Raw genomic sequence first — 24,714 nt, 5'->3', positions numbered from 1 at the left:
CGGCAGCATCGTATACACTGATGTGCTGAAAACAGCTCTATAAACGATCGTCTCTTTTTTGCCTGCGCTGACGTTCAGCGCCCTACCGGAAGACTGCCATGTTTCACCTGATTTTCAGCTTACCCAGCTGGTATGTTATTGCGCGCGTCATCATTCCCTTATCCCTGCCACTGGCCATCAAGATCCTGCTCTCCGCACTGGTTTTACTGGCCTCACAATATCTGCTGGTAAGCCGCTTTACGTCGGGCGGTATTTTCTCCGCCGAAATGCCCCGCATTATTATCATCCTGTTTAACTGGGCGTACAGCACCGTGCTGCTGCTGGCGCTGCTCCAGATGCTGATGGATGCGGTCATGCTGATCGCGCTGCTGTTGCGGCATCCGCTGGAGCTGGTGCCCGGTGTTCGCTATCTGGCTGTGGTGCTGGCGATGGTGCTGGCTGCCGTTGGGGTACAGCAGGCGATACGCGTGCCGCCAGTCAAAGAGGTAACACTGGTCCTGCCCAACCTGCCCGCTGAGTTCGAGGGCTATCAGTTGTTGCAGCTGACTGACCTGCATATCACCCGGTTGTTTAATGCGGCCTGGACCGCCGCGATGGTTGAGCGCGCGATGTCTCTCAACGCCGATCTGATTGTGGTAACGGGCGATGTGATCGATGGCAGCCTGGAACACAGGCGGCATGACGTCGCGCCGCTGCGTGGGCTGGCAGCCCGTGATGGCGTATGGGCGATTACCGGTAACCACGAATATTTCTTCCATCAGACAGTCTGGACGGCCCACCTGGCGTCACTGGGGCTGCAGCCGCTGCTCAACAGCCATACCGTCATCCAGCGCGGTGCGGAAAAGCTGGTGATTGCCGGTCTGCCAGATGCCTCCGCACCCGGCAGAAATGCAACCGGCCCCGACCTGGCCCGCGCGCTGGCGCAGGCACCTGAAAACGCACCGGTGATCCTGCTGGATCATCAGCCGCGCAATGCCCGTCAGAACGCGGCGCAGGGCGTGGATGTGCAGCTTTCAGGACATACGCATGGCGGGCTGATTATCGGACTGGACCGGCTGTTTGCTAAACCCAACGCCGGGTTTGTGTCCGGGCTTTATCAGGTTGGCGGAATGCAGCTCTATGTGAATAACGGCACGGCACTCTGGCCGGGCATGGCGGTCAGGCTGGGCCGCCCCTCCGAACTGACGCGGATTACGCTGCGCCGCCAGCGGTAATCGCGTGACGAAATTACGTCAGGAAAGTGCGGTTTTCGCAGGTGTGCATAAGCTTGAGTGAGACAAAGGAGATCACCATGACGATGTTATGTACCGCCTGCGGGACGGCTTATCCCTCTGATGCCCCGAATCAGCACTGTAAAATCTGTGAGGATGAACGTCAGTACGTTCCGGCTGCGGGTCAGGGCTGGATCGCGTTTGACGCGCTGCGCACCAGCCACGCGAATAAGTGGACGGCCCACAGCGATGCGTTGTTAAGTCTTAAAACGGTGCCTGAATTTGCCATTAATCAGCGTGCCTTTTTGCTGCGTACGCCGCACGGCAACGTGCTCTGGGATTGCATCGCTAACCTTGATGACGCCACGTACACGCTAATCGCGGCGCTGGGCGGCATTGATGCTATCGCAATTTCTCATCCGCACTACTACACCACCATGCAGGAGTGGGCAGAGGCGTTTAATGCGCCCCTGCATCTGCATGCCCGAGATCGACAATGGATTGTCCGGGAAAGCCCGTATATCCGGTTCTGGGAGGGGGATTCACTGGCGCTGATGCCGGGTGTAACGTTGTTACGGCTGGGCGGCCACTTTCCAGGTGGCAGCGTGCTGCACTGGGACGAGGGCGAAGGGGTGATGCTGGCGGGTGATATCATTCAGGTCACGCCGGGTGCGCATGGCGTGTCGTTTATGTGGAGCTACCCAAATATGCTGCCACTGTCAGCCGCCACAGTAGGCGACATCCTGCATCGACTTGATGACGTAACATTCAGTCAGCTTTATGGCGCGTTTGAAGGTCAGGAAATTCGTGAGCAGGCGAAAGAGAAAGTGATGCGGTCGGGAGAAACCTATCTGGCCTGTCTGCAGGATCATCAGGCGTAGCAGGCGTTGAGAGAATAACAGCCGCCCACAGGTGGCGGCTGTTTTAACACTATTATGCTGTCTGGAACACCGCAACCATGGTACGTAACTGTCCTGCGCGTGCGGCAAGCTCATCAGCAGAGGAGGCCGACTCTTCCACCAGCACGGCGTTCTGCTGCGTCACCTGATCCATCTGGTTCACCGCAATATTGACCTGCGAAATGCCACTGCTCTGCTCCTCAGATGAAGAAGAGATATCACGCATCAGCTGAGAGGTCTGTTCAATGGCACTGACGCTCTGCTTCACTTTGTCGCCTGCGTTCTGCGCCATCGCAATCCCTTCCTGCGCGTGACAGACCGACTGCTCAATCAGGCTCTTGATCTCTTTTGCTGCACTGGCTGAACGCTGGGCCAGCGCCCGCACTTCGGATGCGACAACCGCAAAACCTTTGCCCTGCTCACCGGCGCGCGCTGCTTCAACCGCTGCGTTTAGTGCCAGAATATTGGTCTGGAAAGCGATGCTGTCGATCACGGAGGTGATCTCTTCAATCTGACCCGAACTGCCGCGGATTTTGTGCATGGTCTGCATTACGGAATCCATCGCCGCGCCGCTTAACAGTGCCGCCTGCGTCGCTGATTCTGCGCGATCAGAAGCAAAGCGGGTGTTATCCGCATTCTGCTGAATAATTGATGCCAGCTGTTCCATACTGGCCGCTGTTTCAGCCAGTGAAGCCGCCTGCTGTTCAGTGCGCGACGAAAGATCACCATTGCCTCGGGCAATCTCTTCTGAAGAGTTGGCAATGGTGGCGGCGTTAACTTTGATATCCGAAACCAGCTGGGCAAGACGCTGCTGCATCCGCATCAGCGCATTCAGCAGTTCAGCCATTTCATTACTGCCGGAAATCGTCAGCTGTGCTGTCAGATCGCCCGCCGCGACGCGACTGGCCACTTCGACCGCTTCTTTGACCGGGCGGGTCACAGAGCGGGTGATCATAGCTGCCAGCAGGATGGACAGCACGGCAATCGCCAGCAAACCCGCCAGCAGCAGATACTGTGCCTGACGACGCGTATCAATCTGCGATTGCAGTAACGCCTGCAAACGGGCGCTGCTCTGGGTACTCAGCATGCCGTAGCGGTTGATCGCCTCAGTTAAGACCCGTACATATTCAACCGGGGTAATGCTGACCTGTCCGGTTACAATGGCACCCTCAGCCAGCTGTAATGCACTCAGGGCCTGCTGTTTCGCATTCTCCGCCAGGTCACCAAAGGTCGTCTTAAGATCGGGTTCAATCATGAACACCTTATCCATATTGCCGCTGAACTGTGATAAGGCCGTTTTGCCATTATCTATCTGAAATGCCAGACGACTGCGATCGGCATCCGATGCTTTACCGCTGGCAATTAGCGAAGCACCATTGCCGCGAATCTGACCCAGGGTTTCAGTGAGCAGCGGCAGACGGCTGTAAATACTGACGATCAACTGATAGGTGTTTAAATCGGCATCCAGCGAGAGCTGATAAAAATCCAGTACATCCTGACTGGTGTCCAGGAGCACCTGGATCAGATGAGTATGCCGCGTCAGGCTGCTCGCCAGGGTCAGCCGGCCGCCATTGAGATCTTCCTGCAGTTGACGCCACTCCTGATTAACCTGCTCAAGGCGCTTTAATGGCTGAGCCTGCTCATCGCTCTGACGCAAATCGGCAGCAATGCTGTCAGATAAGCTATTGATCTGTGAGACCAGGGCCAGGCGCGGCGGATTATCCATTTTGTTCTGGCCAATCGCTATAGCGCTTTCCGCCCGATGGCGCTGCAGCAGGTTCAGCAACTGCAGGACTTTTTTCTCAACCGGAATACCGGTGAGTTCGACTTTTTTGGTATCAATAAGCTGGTTGCCTGTCTGAATAAACAGAAAGGTAGGTAAAATAAATAACACCAGTGCAAAGGCTCCCAGTAACAGGAATTTTGCTGGCAAATTAATCCGGTCGAGTATTTTTTTCATTCTTTTCCGCTCTGATGTGTGGGGCGTGCAGGTGAGTAGTGCACAAAATTTCTCGTGTCATATTATTTTTACCCTTTCTTTGACATAGCCAGAGACGCCTCATGCAGCGCAATAACGCTATGAAGAAAGGGGTTTGGTATGAAATTTCAGAAATGCATATCGCAGCAGAAAGGAGTATAGATTGCGGTGCGTTATTTTACAGTGAATAAAATGACGATATTTACTGCAAGTTTCACCTAAGCTAAATCTCAAGATATTTATAAATATCAATAACATAAAATAATAATTCACATATCAGCATTTTTAGTCGTAAGCCTGACTTCAGCATCACCGTTATGAAAATAAAGAAATTCAAGTTAATGCATCTATCGCCGATAACAGACATCCGCACTGTATCGAATCAATCTCCATTACGCTATTAACCCTGACGAACTCTTTTCTTGTATATATCGATACAGTCTCACCTCACTCTAAAGAGTTAATTTGATCAGCATATTTTAAAAATGAAATCGATTTCATTTCATTTTTATTTAAATAAAAATTATTCTTATTTCGCTCATAAAAGATAAAAAAAAGCCCCCACAGTGTGGAGGCCAGGATTTTACTGCTCAGCGATTAGAAACTTTCCCAGTTCGCCTGAGTCATGTCGACGGTGTGGCGATCAGGCTGCTTCGCCTGCAATACCGGACGGCGTACACCAGCGGGCTGTTGCGACTGCGCGGCACGCTGGTTGCTCTCCAGTGTAAAGGTCGCTACCAGCCCTGACAGCGTCTCTGCCTGCTCCTGCAGGGATTTAGAGGCGGATGAAGCCTCTTCTACCAGTGAGGCGTTCTGTTGCGTCACCTCATCCATCTGGCCAATCGCCTGATGAACCTGCTCAATGCCTTTGCTCTGCTCAGACGTCGCCGCGGCGATTTCATTGACCAGATCGGCTACCTGCTGAATCGCCTGACGGACATTTTCACTGTTTGATCCCACGCCGCTGGCCTGCTCTAAACCGTGCTCCACCTGTGAAACAGACGTTGAAATAAGGTCTTTGATTTCACGTGCGGCAGATGAGGAACGCTGCGCCAGATTACGCACTTCAGACGCGACCACAGCAAAGCCGCGACCATGTTCACCTGCACGTGCTGCTTCGACTGCCGCATTCAGTGCCAGGATATTGGTCTGGAAGGCGATGCCTTCGATCAGCCCGGTAATCTCAGAAATTTTGGCAGAGCTGGCACGGATTTCATCCATGGTGTTGAGCATCTGCTTCACTGACGTGCCATTCTGGATCGACATGTCATTGGCGTTATTCGCCAGGCTGCTGGCCTGATGCGCGCCTTCTGAGTTCTGACGAACCGTTTCGCTCAGCGTCGCCATGCTGGCTGCTGTCTGCTCCAGTGATGCCGCCTGCTCTTCAGTACGCGCAGAAAGATCTTCGTTACCTGCAGCAATCTGCGTGGATCCGGCACTGACCGATTGCGCGGCGTGACTGACCGAAAGCAGCGTGCCGGAAACGCGTGACAGCAACTGGTTAAACGCCATCGCCGTTTTGCCGATCTCATCCTTACTGCTGACTTCCGCGGTATGGGTCAGGTCAAGCGTATGACTCACCTGCGTCATGGTGTTGACGATGCCTGAGAGGCTCCTTTTAATGCCAAGGATCACCTTAGCGGAGAAACCGGCCAGCAGCAGAACAAGCAGCAGCGAACCACCAGACATCGCCCACAGCGTCTGCGAATAAATGCGCTTGTTCTCAGCCCTGAGCTGTTCGCCAATATCAATATTCAGCTGAATCTGACGGGTGAAATCCGCTTCCATTTTACGGGCAGCAGCACCCACACCATTATCACTCTGGAGTAACGGAAGCGTGACAGCATCATTATGGGCGCGTGATGCGGCAAGAAATTCCGGTAATGCGCTGCGAACCGCATCCAGATTTTTATAGGCCTGCTCGGTCATCGCCTTATCTTCATCACTGGAGATGTCATTCGCCATGTAATAATCATTCAATGACTTAACCTGCTGAAGCAGATTTTCAATGCGCTCTTCCGCAGCAGGGAGTTTTGTCGCATCGTTAGTGCTCTGGTGGCGATAAAGAGCAATCCCTATCTGATTAGTCACACTGATCGATTTGTTGAGATCGCGAATGCTGGGTATCGCATTCACCTGTACGTATTCAAAACGGGATTGAAAGCCCGAAATCACTGATAAAGAAATAATCACCAGTGCAATCAGTGACATTGCAAGCAGTGAGAAAATCAATACCAGACGCTGTGTAATAGTCATAAACGTCCCCTGGAGAGAAAATAAGTGTGAACCTGGTTTGAACTGGATTATTTTTATCGGCTTTCGTCTGCAGGGCTTTAATCGATCGTGGAGGATATATTTTTTTATTTTTTCTTGCGTCTGTAACAGAGTGAACTACCTCACGATGTTCTCTGTTATCGATCCCCTTTCATCTTTCCCCTTTCATCTTTCCCCTTTAACAATGCATGCCGACAAAAATCTGCCTGCCTGCTTACACGCTGTTTACACAACCCGATGGTCAGGATCAGGCTTGAAATGCTGTCAGTTGGGATCTGATGATTAGCCTGCTAATTCAACAGGATCGCTGACGATAATTATTGTTAAGAGGCACATTAACACCATGAGAGAGGGCAACAGATCCTGCAAAATCAGTGCTGCGAATAACAGGCGTTGCCGGGGACGAAAATTCGAAATGTGGGCGTGTCATCAGATTAACTGATACGTGTGAACGTAGCCGGATGAACCCTGGCGGTACATCTCTGAGATTTTAGCCATTTGTGTCAGGGCCAGATTAAATCAGGGAATTCACTGGCGGAATGCTGATTCTGGTCTATGCTCACTGGCCCGACCAGGCTTAAGTCTGTCGCGCAGCAATAATGCTTACAATAAAAAGGTAGTTCTCATGGATTTAGCCACATTTGAAACCAGAACCGGTCTTTGGCCACACATGCAGTTTACGGATGTTGAATATGAAGAGTGCAGTGCTGGCTTTGAAATCTACGCCATTGATGTCAGCCGCCAGACGAAGAGCAAGCTGTTTATCTGTCGCGTCACAACTGAACAGCAGGCAGCGTCGCTGACGGCGCAGTTCAAAGAGTGGCTGCCAAAGTTAAAGCTTAAAAAGCGTAAAGTTGCGCTCAACCTGGCACGCATGGCCTGCGAGAAGAGCTATCCCACTAATCCTAACTATCAGGATCGGTCAGATATGGGTCGTCATTCGCCCAGGCTCTGAAGCCATTCAGTCAGCATCTGCCAGAGCAACGTGTCTGAAATACCTGCACTGTGGTGTTATTTCCGTTCTGCGGCGCGTGTTAACCGCGCGCCGCAGGCATCTGAAACAGGCGACACTCTCCAGGCTCAACAGAGATATCACTGAAGGTTGTGATATGCATCTCGATCCAGGTATTTGCGGCTCGCAGTGTATGTGGTGCGTTGCGCTGTTGCAGCTCCGCCACAAAATCCCGGGTGCTGACGGTAAACTGACCGGCATCATCCTGTCTTGTCGCCTCTCTGAACGCCTGCCAGATCTCATCATCCTGTGACATCACATTGACTCCACAACGGCTTTTTTTTGAAATAGCACTGTATTTATGAACAGTATAATTAATCCGTCAGGCGGTCAAGTCTGCATTCACATGCTTTGGATGCCGGAATTATGGCCATTAATAGCCGTAGCCGCAGGCAGATCAGGACTTTAATCCTAATCTTAGTAATCGTTTTCATATCCAATTAACTGACTGATACTGCTCATTATTTTATATTATAAGCATTTTAATTATTTGATATCTAACTAAAAAAAGCGTTAACCGCAGCGGAAATAACAGCGGTTTTGCCCTATCTTTAAATGGCTCTGCAACGAAATCCACTTCTGTTCCAGAGTGATCTGACTCCTACCCTTGCCCCCTTTTACAGGGGGCACTTTTTCAGATACCGCAGATGTCGACACGCAGTTAACTCTGCAGGCGGGTAATGTTTACGCGTACCAGTTAAACCTGCTGAAGACGTTAAGATTGCGACTGGAAAAGTGGTGGATTTGTAACCTGATAATTCAATGGCTGTGCTGATATTATCAAAAGCCCAAACCAGTTGATTGAATATCAGGACAATTTTCTGAAATATCAGAGAAACTGATTTTTACCCGCTTAATAATCCCGCCAGAACAACATGGTAAGGAGAATATAAAGCGCGTAATAATCAGGCACAACCCGAATGACCGGCGCCTCACCAGGGATGTCGTGACGTTAAAATAATGCGCTATATCCGCTCTTCGCCCCCGCTTTTGCGGGGGCTTTTCTTTTATCTCAGCTTATTCGCCGGTTTATTATTGAGACGCCATCTGACATGTGTGTGCTTAATGCCTGAAGTATTACCCTGCCCTATGCCCGGTTTGATGCCGCAAGCAGAACGATATATTGGCCGCAGTTATGCCCTTAACCATCAATATTTATGTGGTATGGTTAATCAGTAACTTCCTGTCATGTGAGTCTGCTTATGCTCTCCACCCTGATTTACCGTAGCCAGCTTGCGGGTTCGGTCTCGCCAGAGAAGCTTAAAGCGCTGGTGGAGCGCGCCAGTATTAAAAACGCTGAAGCTGAAGTCACCGGGATACTGCTCTATGACGGGCAGCACTTTTTTCAGGTGCTTGAAGGGAGCGTTGAGAATGTTCACACGGTTTTTCAGCGTATTAGTCGGGATGATCGGCATTATAATCTGATTGAACTGATGCGAGATTACGCCCCTGCACGTCGCTTTGGTCATGCCGGTATGGCCTTGTTTGATTTACGTGACTATCAGAAACATACCGTTGTAGAAGCCCTGCTTAAACGGGTCACCCTGACTGATGAGCGAATCAGACATGACCGGGTAGTGAAGTTTTTGCGTTCTTTTGTCGAAGGCAGAGATAAAGAAACGTTTATCGGGATTGCCCCTGCCAGCGAGTGGACACTGACTGCGCCTCTTACCGTCAGTGCCCGGCCACCCCTGCAGCCTGCAGCGGATCAGCGCTGTGAATTTGCGCTTCAGCCTATCGTAGACGCTGCGAATCGCCGGATTGTCTCCTGCGAAGCCCTGATACGCGGTCTTCAGGGCGCACCACCCGCAGACTACTTTTCACAGCTGCCGGAAGGCGAGCGTTATCAGGCGGATCTCCATTCCAAAACCTATGCGTTTCAGCTGGCCAGACATCTCGGTCTGCGGGAGCAGACGATCTCCGTCAACCTGCTGCCTATGTCGCTGGTGGTGATCGACGATGCGGTTGAACATCTCATTCAGCAGATCAGGCAACAGGGATTGCGCCCTGAGCAGGTGGTGGTTGAGGTGACTGAAGATGAGGTCATCTCCCGCTTCGATGCCTTTCAGTTTGCTGTGCGCCAGCTGAAAGCAGCCGGAATCAGCCTGGCCCTTGATGATTTCGGTGCCGGTTTCGCAGGCCTGTCGCTGCTGGCCGATTTCCAGCCTGACAAAGTTAAGATCGATCGCAAGCTGATTACCGATATTCATCGCAGCGGCCCGCGTCAGGCGATTGTGCTGGCCATCCTTAAATGCTGTCAGGCGCTGGAAATCACGGTCATTGCGGAAGGCGTCGAGAAAATTGAAGAGTGGCTCTGGCTGGAAGGTGCCGGGGTCCGTTATTACCAAGGCTTTCTGTTTGCCCGCCCTGCCCTTAATGCTCTGCCTGCTGTTAGCTGGCCTGCACGACGCCCGTGATTTCCCCGGCAGAAATACCTCCCTGCCTGCCCTTTTGCTCATAGTTTGAAGCGGCTCACACCGCTTCGCTGCAAAAAGCAAAAGCTGTGCCATGCTTGATCCATCTGACAGCCTTCTGGCAGGACAGATATTCATCAGGTCCCTGGATAACAACCGGAATTGGGAGAATCACCATGAACGAAGATCGCATTGGCGGCAACTGGAAGCAGTTCAAAGGTAAGGTCAAGGAAAAATGGGGTGATCTTACGGATGATGATATGACCGTTGTAGAAGGGAAGCGCGATCAGCTGGTCGGTAAAATTCAGGAACGCTACGGCTACGAGAAAGACCGTGCCGAAAAAGAAGTAAAAGAGTGGGAAGATTCCAACAAGTACCACTGGTAAAGCGTTCTTAATCGCCGGGCGTCTCTGCGCCCGGCACCTGCCCGTCAGCCCTTCTCTCCGTCTGTTCATTTACTCTCTGACACCTCTGTACCTGTTGCAGGGACAGATTATGGAAATGATTGTTTCTTTATTTATTCCTGGCGCGCATAATGCGGCCATCTTTCCCGATCATGGGATTGCAACACTTCCCGGATATCAACTATGCCTCACCACTCTACCGACACCGTATGTGGTCTCGTCGGTGTTCTTCCTGAAACCCTGCGTCGCTGGCGCCGGGCCGGGCTGATCACACCGCCTGGCCCTGCTGGCTATTCAGATCAGCAGCTCACGCGCGCGCTCTGCGTTCGTGAAATGACATCAGGAGGCCATACGCTGTTTGATATCCATGCTGCCCTTAACTGGCCCAGCGTCACGCTGCCCGGCGGCTGGGCCTGCCGGGAAGAGGATATGTTGCAACTGCTGGCGAACAATCCGGACGCAGATGTTGAACGTGAACTGCAGATGATGAATACCGACTACTGTGGTGATGACTATGTTAATCGCTATCTGCGGCCGCTCAACCTCTGGCTGCGTTCTGACCTCAGCGAAGGAGCAGCCCAGCGTCAGCAGCGTTTTCATAGTGCCATCATCGGCCAGTGGGAGCGCCTGTCGCTGGCCGCACGGCGACGCAGCACCGTACCACTGTTTCTTGAAGCGGTCAGCGTAACGGATGAAACCGAGATCTGGATGGAGGCGATACGGCTCAACGGACAGGGCTTTCGGGTTGAAGTCGCAGCGGCCGCATGCGGTGTTCCCGCTGTAGCGCATCGCCGCTTTGAGCATCATCTGATGTGGTGTGGCGATGGTATCAGTGCATCGATGAAGGCGGCATTTCACGCCAGCCTGGAGGCGGGTGATCCTGTTATGCTGACCGGAACAAATACTGGCGTGCAATCGCCCATCTGCCCGATGTCTGCCAGCGCCTGACGCGGTTGACCTTCTTCCCTGCCAGCTAGTTAAAAGGGCGGAAACAGCCTTAGCCGCTTCCGCCTTGTTCACATTACTGATGTTCCAGCGTTCGTGGTCCGCCGATCGCAATCGGGATACGACGCGGTTTCTCGCTCTCCGGTATTTCCTGGATCAAATCAATGCTGAGTAAACCGTCCGCCAGGCTGGCGCCGGTCACCTTCATGTGCTCCGGAATCGAAAAGCTTAGCTGGAAATCGTGCCGGGAAATGCCGCGATGGATCCAGCTGCTGTTCTCCTGCCGAGCTTCGCCGGACGACTCCCCGGATGCATCATCCCGTTGACCTGCCACGGAAAGCCGGCCGCCACGTAGTTCTATCTCCAGCTCATGCTCTTTCCAGCCGGGTACGCTGACGGTCAGCGCGTAGCGGTTATCCTCAACCCGCTGCAGATCGTAAGCGGGAACTGACGTCACCGGCTTGTCGCCAGTCAGCTGGCTGAACAATTTATCGATACGGCTAAAACGGTCTGAAAAGACAGAATCCGTCAGCGAAGGAAAAACAGAAAACTGTTGTACAGACATGGTGATAATCTCCTGAACAGGTTCATCCAAAAGTTCATCTGACCGGTATGATATTCCCGATCATCGCTAAAATAGGGATCGGTTGTCCGCTTTCAAGTAGCTTAATAGATTTTTTTTAACGTGACTATACGGCCGGTTATCACAGAAATACATTTCAGGGTATTAACTGAGCCGTTACTTTTTGCTCTGAGGCGCAAGAGTGAAATGCGGATGGCAACCCGCCAGTAATAACAGCAGTTCATATTCACCCTGACTGAGTAGCGTCGGATTACCTGCCGCTTCTTTGGTTTGCCAGACTCTCAGGCTAAGATCAAAACGCTCAGCGGCGCTCTGTTGTGAGAGGCCAGCGGCAAGACGAAGTTCACGTACATTACTCTGGACAACCACAGGCGGCTTGGGGGGACGATTAACCAAACAAACACTCCTTCAACATGATTAAAAACGCAAAAGCACAGCGCTTCGCCAGCAATTAAAGCGAAGCGGCCTGAAAGCGCTCACAGCGAAAAGACCAGAGAATAATTGACTATTTTGCTTAAATGTCAAATTTCAGATTCAACAATTAAGCGAAATTTTTCTGTAAGCGAAGCGGCATATTTCGTCCTCGCAGTACTTTTCCTATTTCCTTAGAATGCTTTATTTCTTCCGCCAGGAATTATCCTGTTATTTGACTTAAGGACCATTCAGGGATTAATCCGCTACCTCAATGCCGCTTTCTTCATCAGGATAGATGTTTAGCCTGAGGTTCCTGTTCAGGCTGCATCATTGAAACCAGAGGAGGATAATAAATGAAAAATCCCATCCAGCGTCGCTCACCCGACGATCTGTCGCATGTGGAAATTCGTGAGCAGTGGCAAATCACCTACTGGACTCAGGAGCTGAGGACAACCCAGGAAAGGCTGACACGCGCGATCCGAGAAAGCGGCGCGCGGACCGAACAGGTGCGTGACTGGCTGGAACAGAACCCGCCCCCACGCCGCCCGGCTCAATCTCTGAATGGCATCAAACGTTAAGCTGATTGCTGACAGAAACGCTGTGTTAACGCCGGCCTTGCGGTGGATTGGCCTGCATCAGCCGGGAGCACGCTGACAGGTCATCTCTGCCGGTCCGGGTTTCTGCCCGGCTTTTGCGTTGTGTTTGAAGAGGTTATCCCGCTGAGTAGTCTGCGCATACCGATCCTGCCTCCGGCATCATGACTGTTCCCCCTGAAAACCAACTTAGAAATAATAGTAACCATCCTGAATGCTTATTGATTTTCTGCCCGGGAATAAACCTTAACAGCGCTGCTGCGCCGGGCTGAAAATATAAAAGGTAAATAATCAGGCACCGCTTCGATTAAATTTTCGAATCGTAAATATCGCCTTTATGCGTTAAAGAAAATATTAAGAGACACCCGCCGCATAGTCCCTTATCATCAGGATGAAAATAAAAAAATACGCTATATTTCCTGCCGCCCGAATGAAATTTCGCTCCGGACAGTTTTCTTTTTTCGCTCCGTAATCAGCCGGTGCGGAGGTTACACACACATGCTCAAGAATCTAAACGGCGACAATGAACGCCGAAGTCGTGCTTTGCAGGCACTGCGTGACCCTGACGAAAGTCGCGATGACGTTCTGCGAAAATTTGTCCGGTTAGCCAGTCAGGCCCTGGGCATCCCGGGAAGCTTTATCTCTGTGCTGGATGACGAGTTCCAGACCGTACGGGCGTCACATAACTTTGATCTGCAACGTTCAACGCGTGGGGATTCACTCTGCCGTCATGTGGTAGACAGCGACAGCGCAGTGATCGTCCCGGATACCTATCACGATGCGCGTTTCGTGACGCATCCGCTGATCACCGGCTCACCTTTTATTCGCTTTTATGCCGGTGTGCCTCTGAAAACCCGCGACGGCATTATTCTGGGCACGCTCTGTGTTACCGACACCGAGCCGCATGCTTTTGCCGTTGAGCAGGTGACGACATTAACGCTGCTCTCCACGCTGGTCATGTCCTTTCTTGAAGCCTGGCATTCCGCTGGTTTTTGCGATCCGGTGACCGGATTGCCTAACCGTCAGCGCCTGATACGTGATTTACAATATCTGGCCGTGGCTGGTGACACCACGCCACGCCGTCTGGTGCTGATTGATTGCATCGACATGTCACGTGCTTATGAACTGGCCCGCACCATGGGAATGAATCCGGTTGAAAGCCTGCTGAAGGATATGGCTACCCTGCTGCCGCTGCGCCTGCGCCCGGCGGTGGGTGAAATGATCTACACCGTGGCCACAGGGCGGTTTGCCATTCTGACCCGTGCTGATAGCAGACTGAGTGCAGCCTGGGTCGCCGGTCGCCTGGAGGGTATCAGTGCAGACATGGATGAGGGGCTGTCAGTTGCACTGACGCCTCATACCGGTGAGGCGGCCTTTGTTGCCGGCAGCATGTCAGCGTCGGAAGTGTTACGCCGCGCGGTCAGCGCGCTGAATGAAGCTGTCGGGCGCGGACTGCCCTCTCAGCGTTTTGATATTGAGGCGGAAACACAGCGCTCAGAAGATTTCCTGCTGATGACCGATCTGAAAACCGCTTTGCGCGATAACATCGGGCTTTATATGGTCTATCAGCCTAAGATTTGCCTGCAGAGTGGCAAACCGGTGGGCCTGGAAGCGCTCATCCGCTGGCGACATCCCAGCAGAGGGGAACTTTCACCTGCCGCCTTTATTCCACTGGCTGAGCAGACCGATCTGCTCTCGGTGCTCACCGCCTGGATTATCGATCAGGCCGTTGAACGTCTCAGACGACTGCGTAATAACTGTATTCAGTTGCCACTGACCATCAACGTCAGCGTACGCGATTTTGCATGCGAGGGATTTGCATCCGCGCTGGAAAGCAAAATGCTGAAGTCTAAGCTTCCGACTTCGCTGCTGGGCATCGAATGCCTGGAGACAGAACGTATCCTGGAAAGCCCCACCGCCCTTCGCGGACTGGAGATGCTCAGAGAACGGGGATTCACGATTTCACTCGATGATTTTGGCGCAGGCTACAGCAATATCAGCTATCTGCGCCGTATGCCGCTCGATGTTATCAAGCTGGATCGCTCTCTGATCAGTGAACTCTCTTCAGATACGGCTTCACGCATTATTGCCCGCAGCATTATCGCCATGCTCAAAGAGCTGGACTATACGGTGGTGGCAGAAGGCGTTGAGTGTCCTGACGCCGTGACATCCCTGACAGAATATGGCTGCGATCAGGCTCAGGGCTATTTCTATTCCAGGCCATTAAACGAAGAGGCGCTGGATCACTGGCTTCACTGGAAATTGCGTGGTGAGTGTCATTAAACCTGCAGGCTATACCTGTGTTGAACATTGCGCTTATGTCACTGCTGAGCTGCGGATTAACTTTCCGCTAAAGCCACAAGGCCGCCCTGATGGCGGTCTTATTTATGATGCACTGAAATGAGCTTCTCTGCGGAGATCCAGCAGCATTATTACCATTAAGGTAACTGAATTCAGATCTGCCAATTTGCCGCTTCGCTTAGTGCCACCTGCTCTGGTGCAGTCTGTGCGACAGTAACCAAGTAAAGGTGAAACATTTTTTGAACAATGTTAGCGTGTCCGCAACAATCACGTAAAACGGAGCTGCACATGCTTACCACCATAATCTATCGCAGCCATATTTCAGATGACTTTCCGGTCAGAACCCTTCCGGAAATGGTCGACAACGCCAGCAAAATCAATACTACCCACGATGTAACCGGTATCCTGTTATTCAACGGCACCCATTTCTTCCAGTTACTTGAAGGCCCGGAAGCGGGCATTCAGGCCGTTTATCAGCGAATCTGTGCCGATCGCCGGCATCATAATGTGGTGGAGTTAATGCGCGACTATGCGCCTTCCCGACGTTTTGGTAATGCGGGCATGTCGCTGTTTGATCTGCGCGAACACGATCGCTCATCACTGCTGCAGGCGGTCCTGGACAAAGGTACGTCTAAATATCGCCTGACCTATGATGATCGGGCACTGCAATTCCTGCGTACTTTTGTTGAGTCACGCGAGAAAGAAAACTACTACGAGGTTCTGCCGCCAGGTTATTGGGAGTTTATTTCAGAGCACACTAATGTGCCGGATTCCCGTCCGGAGACAGAAGGGGTGAGCTTCCGGCCGGTGGTCGATCCACTGGCGCGTCAGGTGACCGCCATTGAAGCTGTCACCCTGCGTCCGGCGCTGACCGGTGAAATTTCCGGCGACCGGCTTTATGTTGACGATCTGGAAACCGTGAAGAAAACCTTTGCCCACGCTGGCCTGGTTTGTCCCGATGGTATGACGCTCTACGTGAGTCTGCTGCCAATGACGCTGGTTGTCATACCCGACGCCGTTGAGCACATTGTGGCAGCCATTCAGCAGGCGGGTCTGGTGCCGGAGCAGGTGGTTATTGGTGTGAGTGAAACCGGCGTGATTTCACAGCTGGATGCGTTCTCTGAAGCCGTACGCGCGTTAAAAGCGTTCGGGATCAGCCTGTCTATCGACAATTTTGGAGACGGCTCCGCGGGATTGTCATTGCTGACTCATATTCAGCCCGACCGTATCCGTATCGATGCCGGTATCACCCGCGACGTTCATCGCAGTGGGCCAAAGCAGGCGGTGGTGCAGGCAATCATCAAGTGCTGCTCAGCGCTGGAGATCACCGTTATCGCGGCTGGGATCGTACAGGCTGAAGAGTGGATGTGGCTGGAAGCTGCAGGTGTGATCAATTTCCAGGGTACGCTGTTCGCATCTGCGGGCCGCTATGAGGCCCAATCGGTCGCCTGGCCGGAATATCGCGAAGCGATGTAACCGTACGCGGTCTTAATAATTTTAAAGCGGTACGCCAGCGAGCGGCCGCTTTTTTCATTTATGGCCGTGCCGACTCTCAGGAAAAGGCATGATTAACAGGCCCTCCCTACTCCCCTTTATTTATCTGCGCATTCTAAGCTTCTTTTGTAAATCCTAGACGCGATACTGCATTTTTGAATGAGCTTCTGACGCATTTCCGGCATACATTTTCTGATAACCACTATAGCGAGTAACGCTTACAGGTTAACCACTATAGGAAGTAAATCTGAGACTGAACTGCACTATCAGGGTATAGAATGTGACAAATATCCACTATAGCGAGCAAAGGTGCGCCCGAAGCGTTTATGACAACCACTGTAGCCAGTATGTTGCGCAATATTCATCCGGATTATGCCGATAAATCACTCAGGCAGACGATAAACGCTCAGATAACCACTGTAGCGAGTACCTGCTCACCTCTGTTCTCACATGATAACCACTGTATCGAGTAAGTGATCCAGAAAGAGGAGCCTAAGATTATCTATGCTCAACAGTGCACCACGCACGATTTCCATGCGGCATAACCACTATAGCGAGTAAAAAGGTCGTGTGAGGAGTTGCATGTAGCAGGAACGGAGTGATAGCCCTGCCCTGTTTTGCGCTGTTATTCGCTAAAATAGCTTTGTTCTGTTGACGAAATCATTCTGCTCATCCTGTAACACAACCACTGTAGCGAGTGCCTGGCTGACCTTACCTGCTATGCTAATTTTTTGTTCTCATCATGCTATGAGAGATAAATATTGATAGTAAGCACTCACTTTAACTAGCTAAATGTCATTAACAGGTAGAGTAAAATGATACTGCTAACCACTATAGCGAGTAATATCGCCCCTCAATCCAAAAAAATAACCACTGTAGCGAGAATGTTGTAAGAACTGGGTCTGTCACCTGATCATTATCTGAACGCATCAGCCAATAAATCTCCAGAAAACCACTGTAGCGTGTAAATCTTTTGGGCAGAATGAGGCAAACCAGCATGAGATAGCCATTTCAGAATGGCGATAACCACTGTAGCGAGTAAAACCGAAGAGCTGAATATCGCCTGCGGAACACGTCAGATGGCATTGGGAGGAGAATCCGCATTCTGTTAACCAGACCTGACTAACCACTATAGAGAGTGATAAACACGATAACGCCTTATTGCAGCGTTTACAGTGAAGCCACGTACTGGCTAACCACTACGGGAAGTAGATCTCTTGTGAAGTCCAATGCACCCTCTGGGTCCGGGAGGCGGAATGGAAGACCACAGCAAATTGCAGGATGTTTTCAGGCAGGCGCATCTGGATATTGATGCTCTTTCGGAAAGGGGCTAACCACTATAGCGAGTAATCTAACTCGCTATAGTGGTTAGGGCTGTCAGATACCCTTAAACAGCCCATCTCTCGCTATAGTGGTTAGCAGGCTGCAGGATGGGTCAGCCATGAACTGTGTGGTGAACAGGCATCTAACGCTTTTTCTGTTTCCTGATTTTATTCAGTAACTCTTTTTCCTCACGCGATACCATGACAAGTTCACTGCTTTCATCTTCACCCACCGGTTCAGGCAGATTGACATCAATAATAGTGAGATCGTTGTCCATATCGTCAAACTCGTCCATCTCATCATCGATCAGGTCTGCCTTGCTGAGCGGCAGTTCGGCCGGGCGCAGCTTGGGGTGACGATAATGGACCCAGAAGTACACGGAAGAGCCGCGGCGGGTCTCGGTATAATCGAGATAACCAATCTCTTTTAACTGCTCCATCGCTTTCCTGACTGTCGCATTCTGGGTGATCACGCGCGACGTAAGGTTAAGCCTTGCACGCAGGCGTGCCATGGATATTGGTGCAGGTTTAGGCGGAAGGCTTTCAATGAACGTATAAAGCGCTTGAGCGGACTCTTTGCGTGCCAGCTCGTTAATAGCCTTAAGCTGCAGCAGAACCTTTCTGTCGAACTGATATAGCTCAAAGATTTTGGGATCGGCCTGTAAGGTCACCGTGTCCTTTTTGACGCTGTATTTGGCGGACTGCACCAGATGCGTTGTGTAGTTCTCTCCGCCCTTGCTGGTAAAAGTCAGGGTATTAGACGCAATCCGCGTCAGCGAAGCGTCCAGACGGCTCCTGAGCTTCGATGAGAGGCGCGCAGAAGGTATGCCGCAGAGTTTTGCAAATTCTACGAACGAGAGCGTTACCGTGTCTCCCAGACACTCATGCGTGGCGAATGCGCGAATGATCCCAACCCAGGTCTTAAAATCATTATCCATATCCAGCCGGGCACCCAGAATCTTGATGTTGTCATACCCTTCCGATCTGACCAGAGATAACTGTTTCAGATCCTGAGTCACATCCATCGCATTCATCTGGTTTTTCTGACTGCGCGCTGTGGATTTCAGCGTTGGAACAAACAAGCCGAGACGCATCAACGCGACTGGCTGCACGGTGTTATTACTGTTGGGCGTTAGAGTAACAACTTCGCCTGTACGCTTGTCTGTTTCGCTAAACGCATCAGCTATGTTCAGGATATCTGGTTCTTTTCTTGGCATTAGGAAGATCCGTAATGTGAACAGGCGAGAGCCGCTGTTACTCAATACAGTGGATACTAGCACTCACTATAGCGGTTAATCTACTTGCCATAGTGGTTATTTATCTCGATACAGTGGTTGTTTTACTCGCTACAGTGGTTAGCTAACCTTCTTTATCGCAGTGATACCAGGGGCTGAGGCTCTACGGGGATCTTTAAGGAACTTAAAAAGGATCTTATGTGGATCTGTTATTGGATCTGCTCGGTGGATAACCCGTTAAAAAAGCCTACCCCCCGGTTAATCAGAATCTCCGTTTTTATCCTGTTTCCTTGCCAAAGACTCTAAAACTGCAGCGGGTGTGCTCAATCGGGGGTTATGCACATGAAAAAGTGTTATCTACTCGCTACAGTGGTTGTTGAGTACTCGCCAGCGCAGTTGCTTTACTCGCTATAGTGGTTATTGTGCTCTCTGCAGTGGTTGTTCTTCTCGCTACAGTGGATACCAACACCCTTTCAGACCTTGTGCTGCGTGGCTTCAAAGCCTGTTGGGATCTGTTAAGGATCTCAATTTGATCTATTGAGGATCGACCAATTGGATCTGGCCTGTGAATAACGGGGATAAAACAGACACGATTCAGCAATAACCAAAGCTGAGATCAAACGGGTTTTCAACTGCAGATACGAGATGAAGAATTCTATAAGCAGGTTCTGAGCGAGTTATTAGGTGTGGGAGCAATCTGTTGCTGACAGGGCAAAGCATTTAATCGGGTATGTGCCAATAACCATAAAGAGATTAAGGTTTAAAGCCCAGAGTGAATATCTCCAAGCTCTTCAAATAAACGCTCATGAGTAAAGAACAGATTTTCACCATGAATTTAATGATTTATCTATCTGATAAACAAGTAGTTTTTCCATATTTTCATAGTGAAAACACCCTGCTTATGATCTCAGAAATAACGTTTCAAGAGGTTGAAGATGGACTCATTAAGTCCAACTGGCTCCTGAATGAATTCAGACAGCGATAAGTTAGCGTAGCAATTGATACTTTTCCCCAACCTGATAAATCCAGCTCATAAAGAAATTTGTTATGCATAGTCTCATCATCAGGTAACTGCATACGATCGTTTATCACGAGGGAAAAAGAAAGTTGGTTGTCATACCCGTACACATACCGAACAGACGATGTTTAAATTATGCGGATTTCCTTTTGCTGCTTATGCGGCGTGTTACTGGTTATTACTATCTGGCCTGTTACTCTCAATCCCCTGCCCTATTCACAGATCTCAATGTTTCATCACAGTATTCATGAAACCGCTAAAGCTAACACTATAAATAAAACATCTTTATGGGGATCAAAGTCTGTCAGCGATAAGAATAGAATCTCTGTCAGATGCAGTGACAAATGCTGCAGGACTCTGTGAGAAGCATCCACACAGACTATAAACAAATCGTAATTGAAAGTTATAAGAGGATATGAATTTCTGACAAGCTTACGACCAGCACCATTTCTTAGAGGAACAGACAGATTCTGTCCTGCCTATACAGGAGTTGTAACTCCAATACGCATATAACCATTTTTCGTGTAGAAGTTCACAGCCCGATAGTTGATGTATAGGGTTTCAGCCTGGCTCGATACATTTCCTCTCTTTTGCAGATTTATTAAGAAAGTGAGTAAAGCATCGCATCCTATAGCTTTGCCTTTATAGACTTTCTCGAAGAAGTCATGTCTACGCCTGGCTCTTAGCAAAGCTTACATTGCTGACAGATCGGCTCCGGGCCAGAAAAGAAATTCTTCGATTTCGATTGCGATGATCTTAAAAGTCAGAAAAGGTTAGTTTGGTAATGTATAAGGCTGATATCTATTTTTTTGAGGGAGCAAGGTTTTATTATCAAAAAGAGAGTACTGCCAGGGTGACCACTTAGACTTTCCACTAACGTTAAGCCACTATTTATAGTTAAAAGAATATTTTATAAAAACCCATTTTCGCTGCAGATTTTAACCAAGCAAATATTCTTGTAAGGTATTGATATAAATGGATATATAGAAAATTTTCATGATGAAAACACCATGATCAGCATCTGATATAAGGGCCACGATTGCCGACTGGGCATTTCTGCCATCACAAAAGTAAAACGAATATCGCGTACTACCCTCCGCCATCCATTATCACACTCCTCTCTGATGCCTGTTCAATATACTCAAACTGAATGGACTGCGGCCACAGAGCTCAAGAGATCCTCTTTTACAGCTGACCATAAATTTCCGAAAACCATTCCACCACCTGAGACAAAAAATCCAGGTTTTTGGCATTTTCCTAAAAAATTGGCAGGTATGCGCTTTTTGTGTAGTATGCAAAAAACATTAACGCAGAGGGGCTTATGAAGCGCGATTATGGTGGAGTGCTGGAGATGGCAACACGTGCCAACTCCATGTTACATGGACTCAGTGACCACATTGAGCAGCAGCGTCAGGAATTTAACCAGACAGGTTTTTACCAGACTTTCTCCCGCAATGCTGTTGCTAATATGCCACTGCTGAGTAAGCACGCTGTCGTCGCTGCAATTAGTGATATGGAAGCAGCAGGATACCAGTTTGGTAAAAAGCAAACCGGCAGTACATCGCAATATGCCCTGACCATTCAGAACGTCGTCGACATTTATCAGCATCGTAAAGTACCAAAATATCGCGATCGGCATGATGGCCCCTTTGTCGTGTTTGTTGTCAGCCTTAAAGGCGGTGTCTCTAAAACCGTCAGCACCGTGACGCTGGCTCACGGTATGCGCGCCCATCCTTCAATGCTGCACAATGACCTGCGCATACTGGTTATTGACCTGGATCCCCAGGCATCAAGCACGATGTTCCTGAGCCATACCAACAGTGTCGGTTCTGTACTGGAAACAGCAGCGCAGGCTATGCTCAACGATCTGGATGCAGACCAGCTTCGCGAGCAGTTTATTAAACCTACCGTCATGCCCGGCGTTGACGTTATCCCGGCCTCAATCGACGATGGCTTCGTTGCCAGCGACTGGGAAGAACTGGTTGCTGAACATCTGCCCGGCGTTGCCCCCTCAGAAGTCCTTCGCCGTAATGTGATCGACCGTCTGGCAGGTGACTACGATTTTATCTTCCTTGATACCGGCCCTCATCTTGATTCCTTTATGCTGAATGCGATCGCGGCCAGCGATGTGCTGCTGACACCGACGCCGCCGGCACAGGTCGATTTCCACTCCACCATGAAGTACCTGACGCGCCTGCCAGAAATGCTGGAGCGTATTGAGGCTGAAGGTATCGAACCGCGGCTCAAAGCTAATATTGGCTTTATGTCTAAAATGACCTCCAAGCATGATCACCTGACGTCACAAAGTTATGCCCGTGAGGTATTTACCAAATCCATGCTGGACTGCGGCTTACCGCGTCTTGATGGATTTGAGCGTTGTGGCGAATCCTTTGACACGGTGATCAGTGCCAACCCCGCTTCCTATCCGGGCAGTGCAGACGCCCTGCGAAAAGCCAAATATGAAGCCGAGCAGTTCTCAAGGGCTGTGTTTGATCGCATCGAATATATCAGGAGTACCCTGTGAGCAAACCGATACAGCGCATTGGCCGCAAGTTCGGCGATTCTGCTATTGCGAACATGATCGACAGCAGCAGCCAGTCGCGCACTTTTACGCTGAAGTCAGGTGCGAAGGCGACCTTTGTACGCCAGCTGATCCTGCATGACGATATTGAAACCCGAACCAGCGTTGACCCGAAAATCAATGGACGTGATCAGAGCACGCTGACGCCTGAATCGCTGCAGGAAATCACGCGTACGATTACACTGCAGCAATTTTTCCCGGCCATAGGTCGCGTGAACGGTGACCGAATTGAGATCATGGATGGCTCGCGCCGTCGCGCTGCCTGTATTCTTTCCGGGGCCAGTCTGGAAGTGCTGGTCACCGCGGATGAACTGAGCCTTAGCGATGCGCGTCAGCTCGCTGCTGATATTCAGACGGCGAAAGAGCATAACCTGCGTGAATTAGGGCTGCGCTTTATGCTGATGAATGAAAGTGGCATGAGCAAATCAGACATTGCTAAAGCGGAAGGTATGTCAAATGCTAAGGTCTCCCGTGCATTTCAGGCCGCATCCGTACCCGCTGAGTTTATCGAACTCTTCCCGGTCGTTTCTGAGCTGACCCTTCAGGATTATCAGTTGCTGCTTGATGTCTGGGAGGAGGCGAAAGCGGAAGCGATTGATGTCGCCGGACTGGTCAGCGAAATTCAGCAAAAGCTGGAGGCAGATGATGCACTGCAAAACGCTAATGCAGACGAGAAGAAGAGCGCAATCCTGAATGGCTTCAAAAGCGCGCGTCGTCAGTTAAAAAAACCTGCACCGGTTAGTAAAACGGTGACGGAAAAGCTGGCAACGTTTACTACGGCCAATACCTATGCGCGTCGTAAAACCAATGATGAGAAGCGCACCGTGCAGTATGAATTCAGTCGTCTGCCGAAAGAGATTGCTGAACAGATTGATGCGTCGATCAGACAGATACTCTCTACGCTTAAATAATCTTCATCACACATTACTGACAATGGAACCGGCCGCTGCGCCGGTTTTTTTATTCCTGCTCTCTAATCATAAAACTCCTCTGCTAATCACATATCACTTAAACATGTTAACGCTTGAACCTGACGCCATTTAGCGTTATAGCTAAAACGGTTTAGCTTTCAGGTTTAATCAGAGGAGTTTTTTATGTCTGTTCGCGTATGGTGCCTCGGGGATGCCGTGGTCGATTTGCTACCCGAAATGCCGGGTAGCCTGATGCAGTGTCCGGGCGGAGCACCCGCTAATGTCGCCGTTGGCATTGCCCGCCTGCATGGAAACAGCGGTTTTATCGGACGGGTGGGTGCCGATCCGTTTGGTGAGTTTATGCGGCAGACGCTCAGTGAAGAAAATGTTGATACGGCCTGCATGATTGCCGATTCACAGCATCGCACATCAACCGTGGTGGTCGGGCTGGATGAGCAGGGCGAGCGCTCCTTTACCTTTATGGTTCGGCCCAGTGCCGACCTGTTTCTTGAACCGTCAGATCTGCCCGAGTTTCATCGCGGGGAATGGCTGCACTGCTGTTCCATTGCCTTAGCGGCGGAACCCTCTCGTACGGCGACGCTGACCGCCATGAAACAAATCCGCGCGGCAGGCGGCCATGTCAGCTTCGATTTAAATCTGCGGGAAGATCTCTGGCCCGACACGGCACTCCTCCATGCGGTGGTGAACGACGCCCTCAGTCATACGGACGTGGTGAAACTCTCTGACGAAGAGCTCGATTTTCTTAGTCCGGGTCAGGAAGCAGCTGTCAGCATGCCTCAACTGGCCGCCAAATTCAGCATTCGCCTGTTACTGGTGACGCGGGGCAGGGAAGGGGTGATGGCCTGTTATCAGGGCCAGATAACCCACCATGCCACCACGCCCATTGACAGCGTCGATACTACCGGTGCAGGTGATGCCTTTGTAGCCGGGTTACTCTGGGAGCTGGCGAAGTCAGGTCTGCCTGTAAACGAATCACAACTTGCCAGCTATCTGGTGACTGCGCAGCGCTGTGGCGCACTTGCAACCACGGCGAAAGGAGCCATGACAGCACTTCCCTGGCGCCACCAGCTGGACGATCTGGCCGGCTAATCATCCTGTAATGCC

At 50.8% G+C, this 24,714-nt stretch carries 18 protein-coding genes; 12 read left to right on the top strand and 6 right to left on the bottom strand.

All coding sequences use genetic code 11. The features are described from left to right. The first annotated feature begins 98 nt into the window (after positions 1 to 98). Both IBT54_RS17040 and IBT54_RS17035 read left to right on the top strand, forming a co-directional pair. Complete coding sequence (locus IBT54_RS17040) at positions 99 to 1,214, top strand: metallophosphoesterase (RefSeq protein ID WP_201252526.1); 1,116 nt, start codon at positions 99 to 101, stop codon at positions 1,212 to 1,214. Positions 1,215 to 1,291: 77 nt separating this feature from the next. Beyond that, on the top strand, positions 1,292 to 2,092 hold the full coding sequence (locus IBT54_RS17035; protein ID WP_013356507.1) for an MBL fold metallo-hydrolase: 801 nt from the start codon (positions 1,292 to 1,294) through the stop codon (positions 2,090 to 2,092). Between the two features lie 52 nt (positions 2,093 to 2,144). Here the strand turns inward: IBT54_RS17035 and IBT54_RS17030 are convergent, their stop codons facing one another. Both IBT54_RS17030 and IBT54_RS17025 read right to left on the bottom strand, forming a co-directional pair. Next, complete coding sequence (locus IBT54_RS17030; protein ID WP_201252525.1) at positions 2,145 to 4,070, bottom strand: methyl-accepting chemotaxis protein; 1,926 nt, start codon at positions 4,068 to 4,070, stop codon at positions 2,145 to 2,147. Between the two features lie 615 nt (positions 4,071 to 4,685). Continuing rightward, the gene (locus tag IBT54_RS17025) at positions 4,686 to 6,344 is read right to left on the bottom strand and encodes a methyl-accepting chemotaxis protein (RefSeq protein ID WP_095708321.1); all 1,659 of its coding nucleotides are present in this window, start codon (positions 6,342 to 6,344) and stop codon (positions 4,686 to 4,688) included. 643 nt (positions 6,345 to 6,987) lie between these two features. Here IBT54_RS17025 and IBT54_RS17020 point away from each other — a divergent pair. After that, positions 6,988 to 7,317, top strand: a complete 330-nt coding sequence (locus IBT54_RS17020) for a hypothetical protein (RefSeq protein WP_201252524.1) — start codon at positions 6,988 to 6,990, stop codon at positions 7,315 to 7,317. A gap of 79 nt (positions 7,318 to 7,396) precedes the next feature. Here IBT54_RS17020 and IBT54_RS17015 read toward each other — a convergent pair whose 3' ends face one another. Then, a complete protein-coding gene (locus IBT54_RS17015; RefSeq protein ID WP_147789859.1) occupies positions 7,397 to 7,630 on the bottom strand; it encodes a DNA polymerase V subunit in 234 nt (77 codons plus the stop codon). Between the two features lie 946 nt (positions 7,631 to 8,576). Here IBT54_RS17015 and IBT54_RS17010 point away from each other — a divergent pair. The 3 genes from IBT54_RS17010 (at position 8,577) to IBT54_RS17000 (ending at position 11,140) form a co-directional block, all read left to right on the top strand. Beyond that, a complete protein-coding gene (locus IBT54_RS17010; RefSeq protein ID WP_201252523.1) occupies positions 8,577 to 9,791 on the top strand; it encodes a diguanylate phosphodiesterase in 1,215 nt (404 codons plus the stop codon). 173 nt (positions 9,792 to 9,964) lie between these two features. Further along, positions 9,965 to 10,174 carry a CsbD family protein gene (locus IBT54_RS17005; protein WP_010256969.1) on the top strand — a complete coding sequence of 70 codons (210 nt, stop codon included), beginning with the start codon at positions 9,965 to 9,967 and terminating at the stop codon, positions 10,172 to 10,174. Between the two features lie 201 nt (positions 10,175 to 10,375). Further along, the gene (locus IBT54_RS17000) at positions 10,376 to 11,140 is read left to right on the top strand and encodes a MerR family transcriptional regulator (protein WP_201252522.1); all 765 of its coding nucleotides are present in this window, start codon (positions 10,376 to 10,378) and stop codon (positions 11,138 to 11,140) included. 73 nt (positions 11,141 to 11,213) lie between these two features. Here the strand turns inward: IBT54_RS17000 and IBT54_RS16995 are convergent, their stop codons facing one another. Beyond that, positions 11,214 to 11,702 (bottom strand): Hsp20 family protein, encoded by a 489-nt coding sequence (locus IBT54_RS16995; protein ID WP_201252521.1) that lies wholly within the window; start codon positions 11,700 to 11,702, stop codon positions 11,214 to 11,216. 174 nt (positions 11,703 to 11,876) lie between these two features. Continuing rightward, entirely contained in the window at positions 11,877 to 12,116 is a 240-nt protein-coding gene (locus tag IBT54_RS16990; RefSeq protein WP_013356499.1) for a hypothetical protein, read from the bottom strand. 371 nt (positions 12,117 to 12,487) lie between these two features. On the opposite strand from IBT54_RS16990, the gene IBT54_RS16985 reads away from it, so the two are divergent. The 3 genes from IBT54_RS16985 (at position 12,488) to IBT54_RS16975 (ending at position 16,504) form a co-directional block, all read left to right on the top strand. Beyond that, positions 12,488 to 12,712: a DUF3606 domain-containing protein gene (locus IBT54_RS16985; RefSeq protein WP_013356498.1), complete on the top strand. Its 225-nt coding sequence runs from the start codon at positions 12,488 to 12,490 to the stop codon at positions 12,710 to 12,712. A 513-nt stretch (positions 12,713 to 13,225) separates the two neighbouring features. Further along, positions 13,226 to 15,010, top strand: coding sequence for a GGDEF domain-containing phosphodiesterase (locus tag IBT54_RS16980; RefSeq protein ID WP_013356496.1), 1,785 nt, complete (start codon positions 13,226 to 13,228; stop codon positions 15,008 to 15,010). Positions 15,011 to 15,316: 306 nt separating this feature from the next. Further along, the gene (locus tag IBT54_RS16975) at positions 15,317 to 16,504 is read left to right on the top strand and encodes a diguanylate phosphodiesterase (RefSeq protein WP_041456342.1); all 1,188 of its coding nucleotides are present in this window, start codon (positions 15,317 to 15,319) and stop codon (positions 16,502 to 16,504) included. Positions 16,505 to 17,987: 1,483 nt separating this feature from the next. Here IBT54_RS16975 and IBT54_RS16970 read toward each other — a convergent pair. After that, a complete protein-coding gene (locus IBT54_RS16970) occupies positions 17,988 to 19,061 on the bottom strand; it encodes a RepB family plasmid replication initiator protein (RefSeq protein ID WP_013356653.1) in 1,074 nt (357 codons plus the stop codon). A 2,357-nt stretch (positions 19,062 to 21,418) separates the two neighbouring features. Here IBT54_RS16970 and IBT54_RS16965 point away from each other — a divergent pair. The 3 genes from IBT54_RS16965 (at position 21,419) to IBT54_RS16955 (ending at position 24,699) form a co-directional block, all read left to right on the top strand. After that, positions 21,419 to 22,621 (top strand): AAA family ATPase, encoded by a 1,203-nt coding sequence (locus IBT54_RS16965; RefSeq protein WP_013356650.1) that lies wholly within the window; start codon positions 21,419 to 21,421, stop codon positions 22,619 to 22,621. Further along, positions 22,618 to 23,589, top strand: a complete 972-nt coding sequence (locus IBT54_RS16960; protein ID WP_201252520.1) for a ParB family protein — start codon at positions 22,618 to 22,620, stop codon at positions 23,587 to 23,589. The genes IBT54_RS16965 and IBT54_RS16960 overlap by 4 nt, the downstream gene beginning before the upstream one ends. 183 nt (positions 23,590 to 23,772) lie before the next feature. Then, the gene (locus tag IBT54_RS16955; RefSeq protein WP_201252519.1) at positions 23,773 to 24,699 is read left to right on the top strand and encodes an aminoimidazole riboside kinase; all 927 of its coding nucleotides are present in this window, start codon (positions 23,773 to 23,775) and stop codon (positions 24,697 to 24,699) included. Positions 24,700 to 24,714 lie beyond the last annotated feature (15 nt).

The organism is Pantoea sp. S62 (assembly GCF_016658625.1).
Classification (GTDB): Bacteria; Pseudomonadota; Gammaproteobacteria; order Enterobacterales; family Enterobacteriaceae; genus Pantoea; species Pantoea vagans.
Note: the sequence above shows the minus strand (reverse complement) of the source record. Positions and strands in the feature narration are given on the sequence as shown.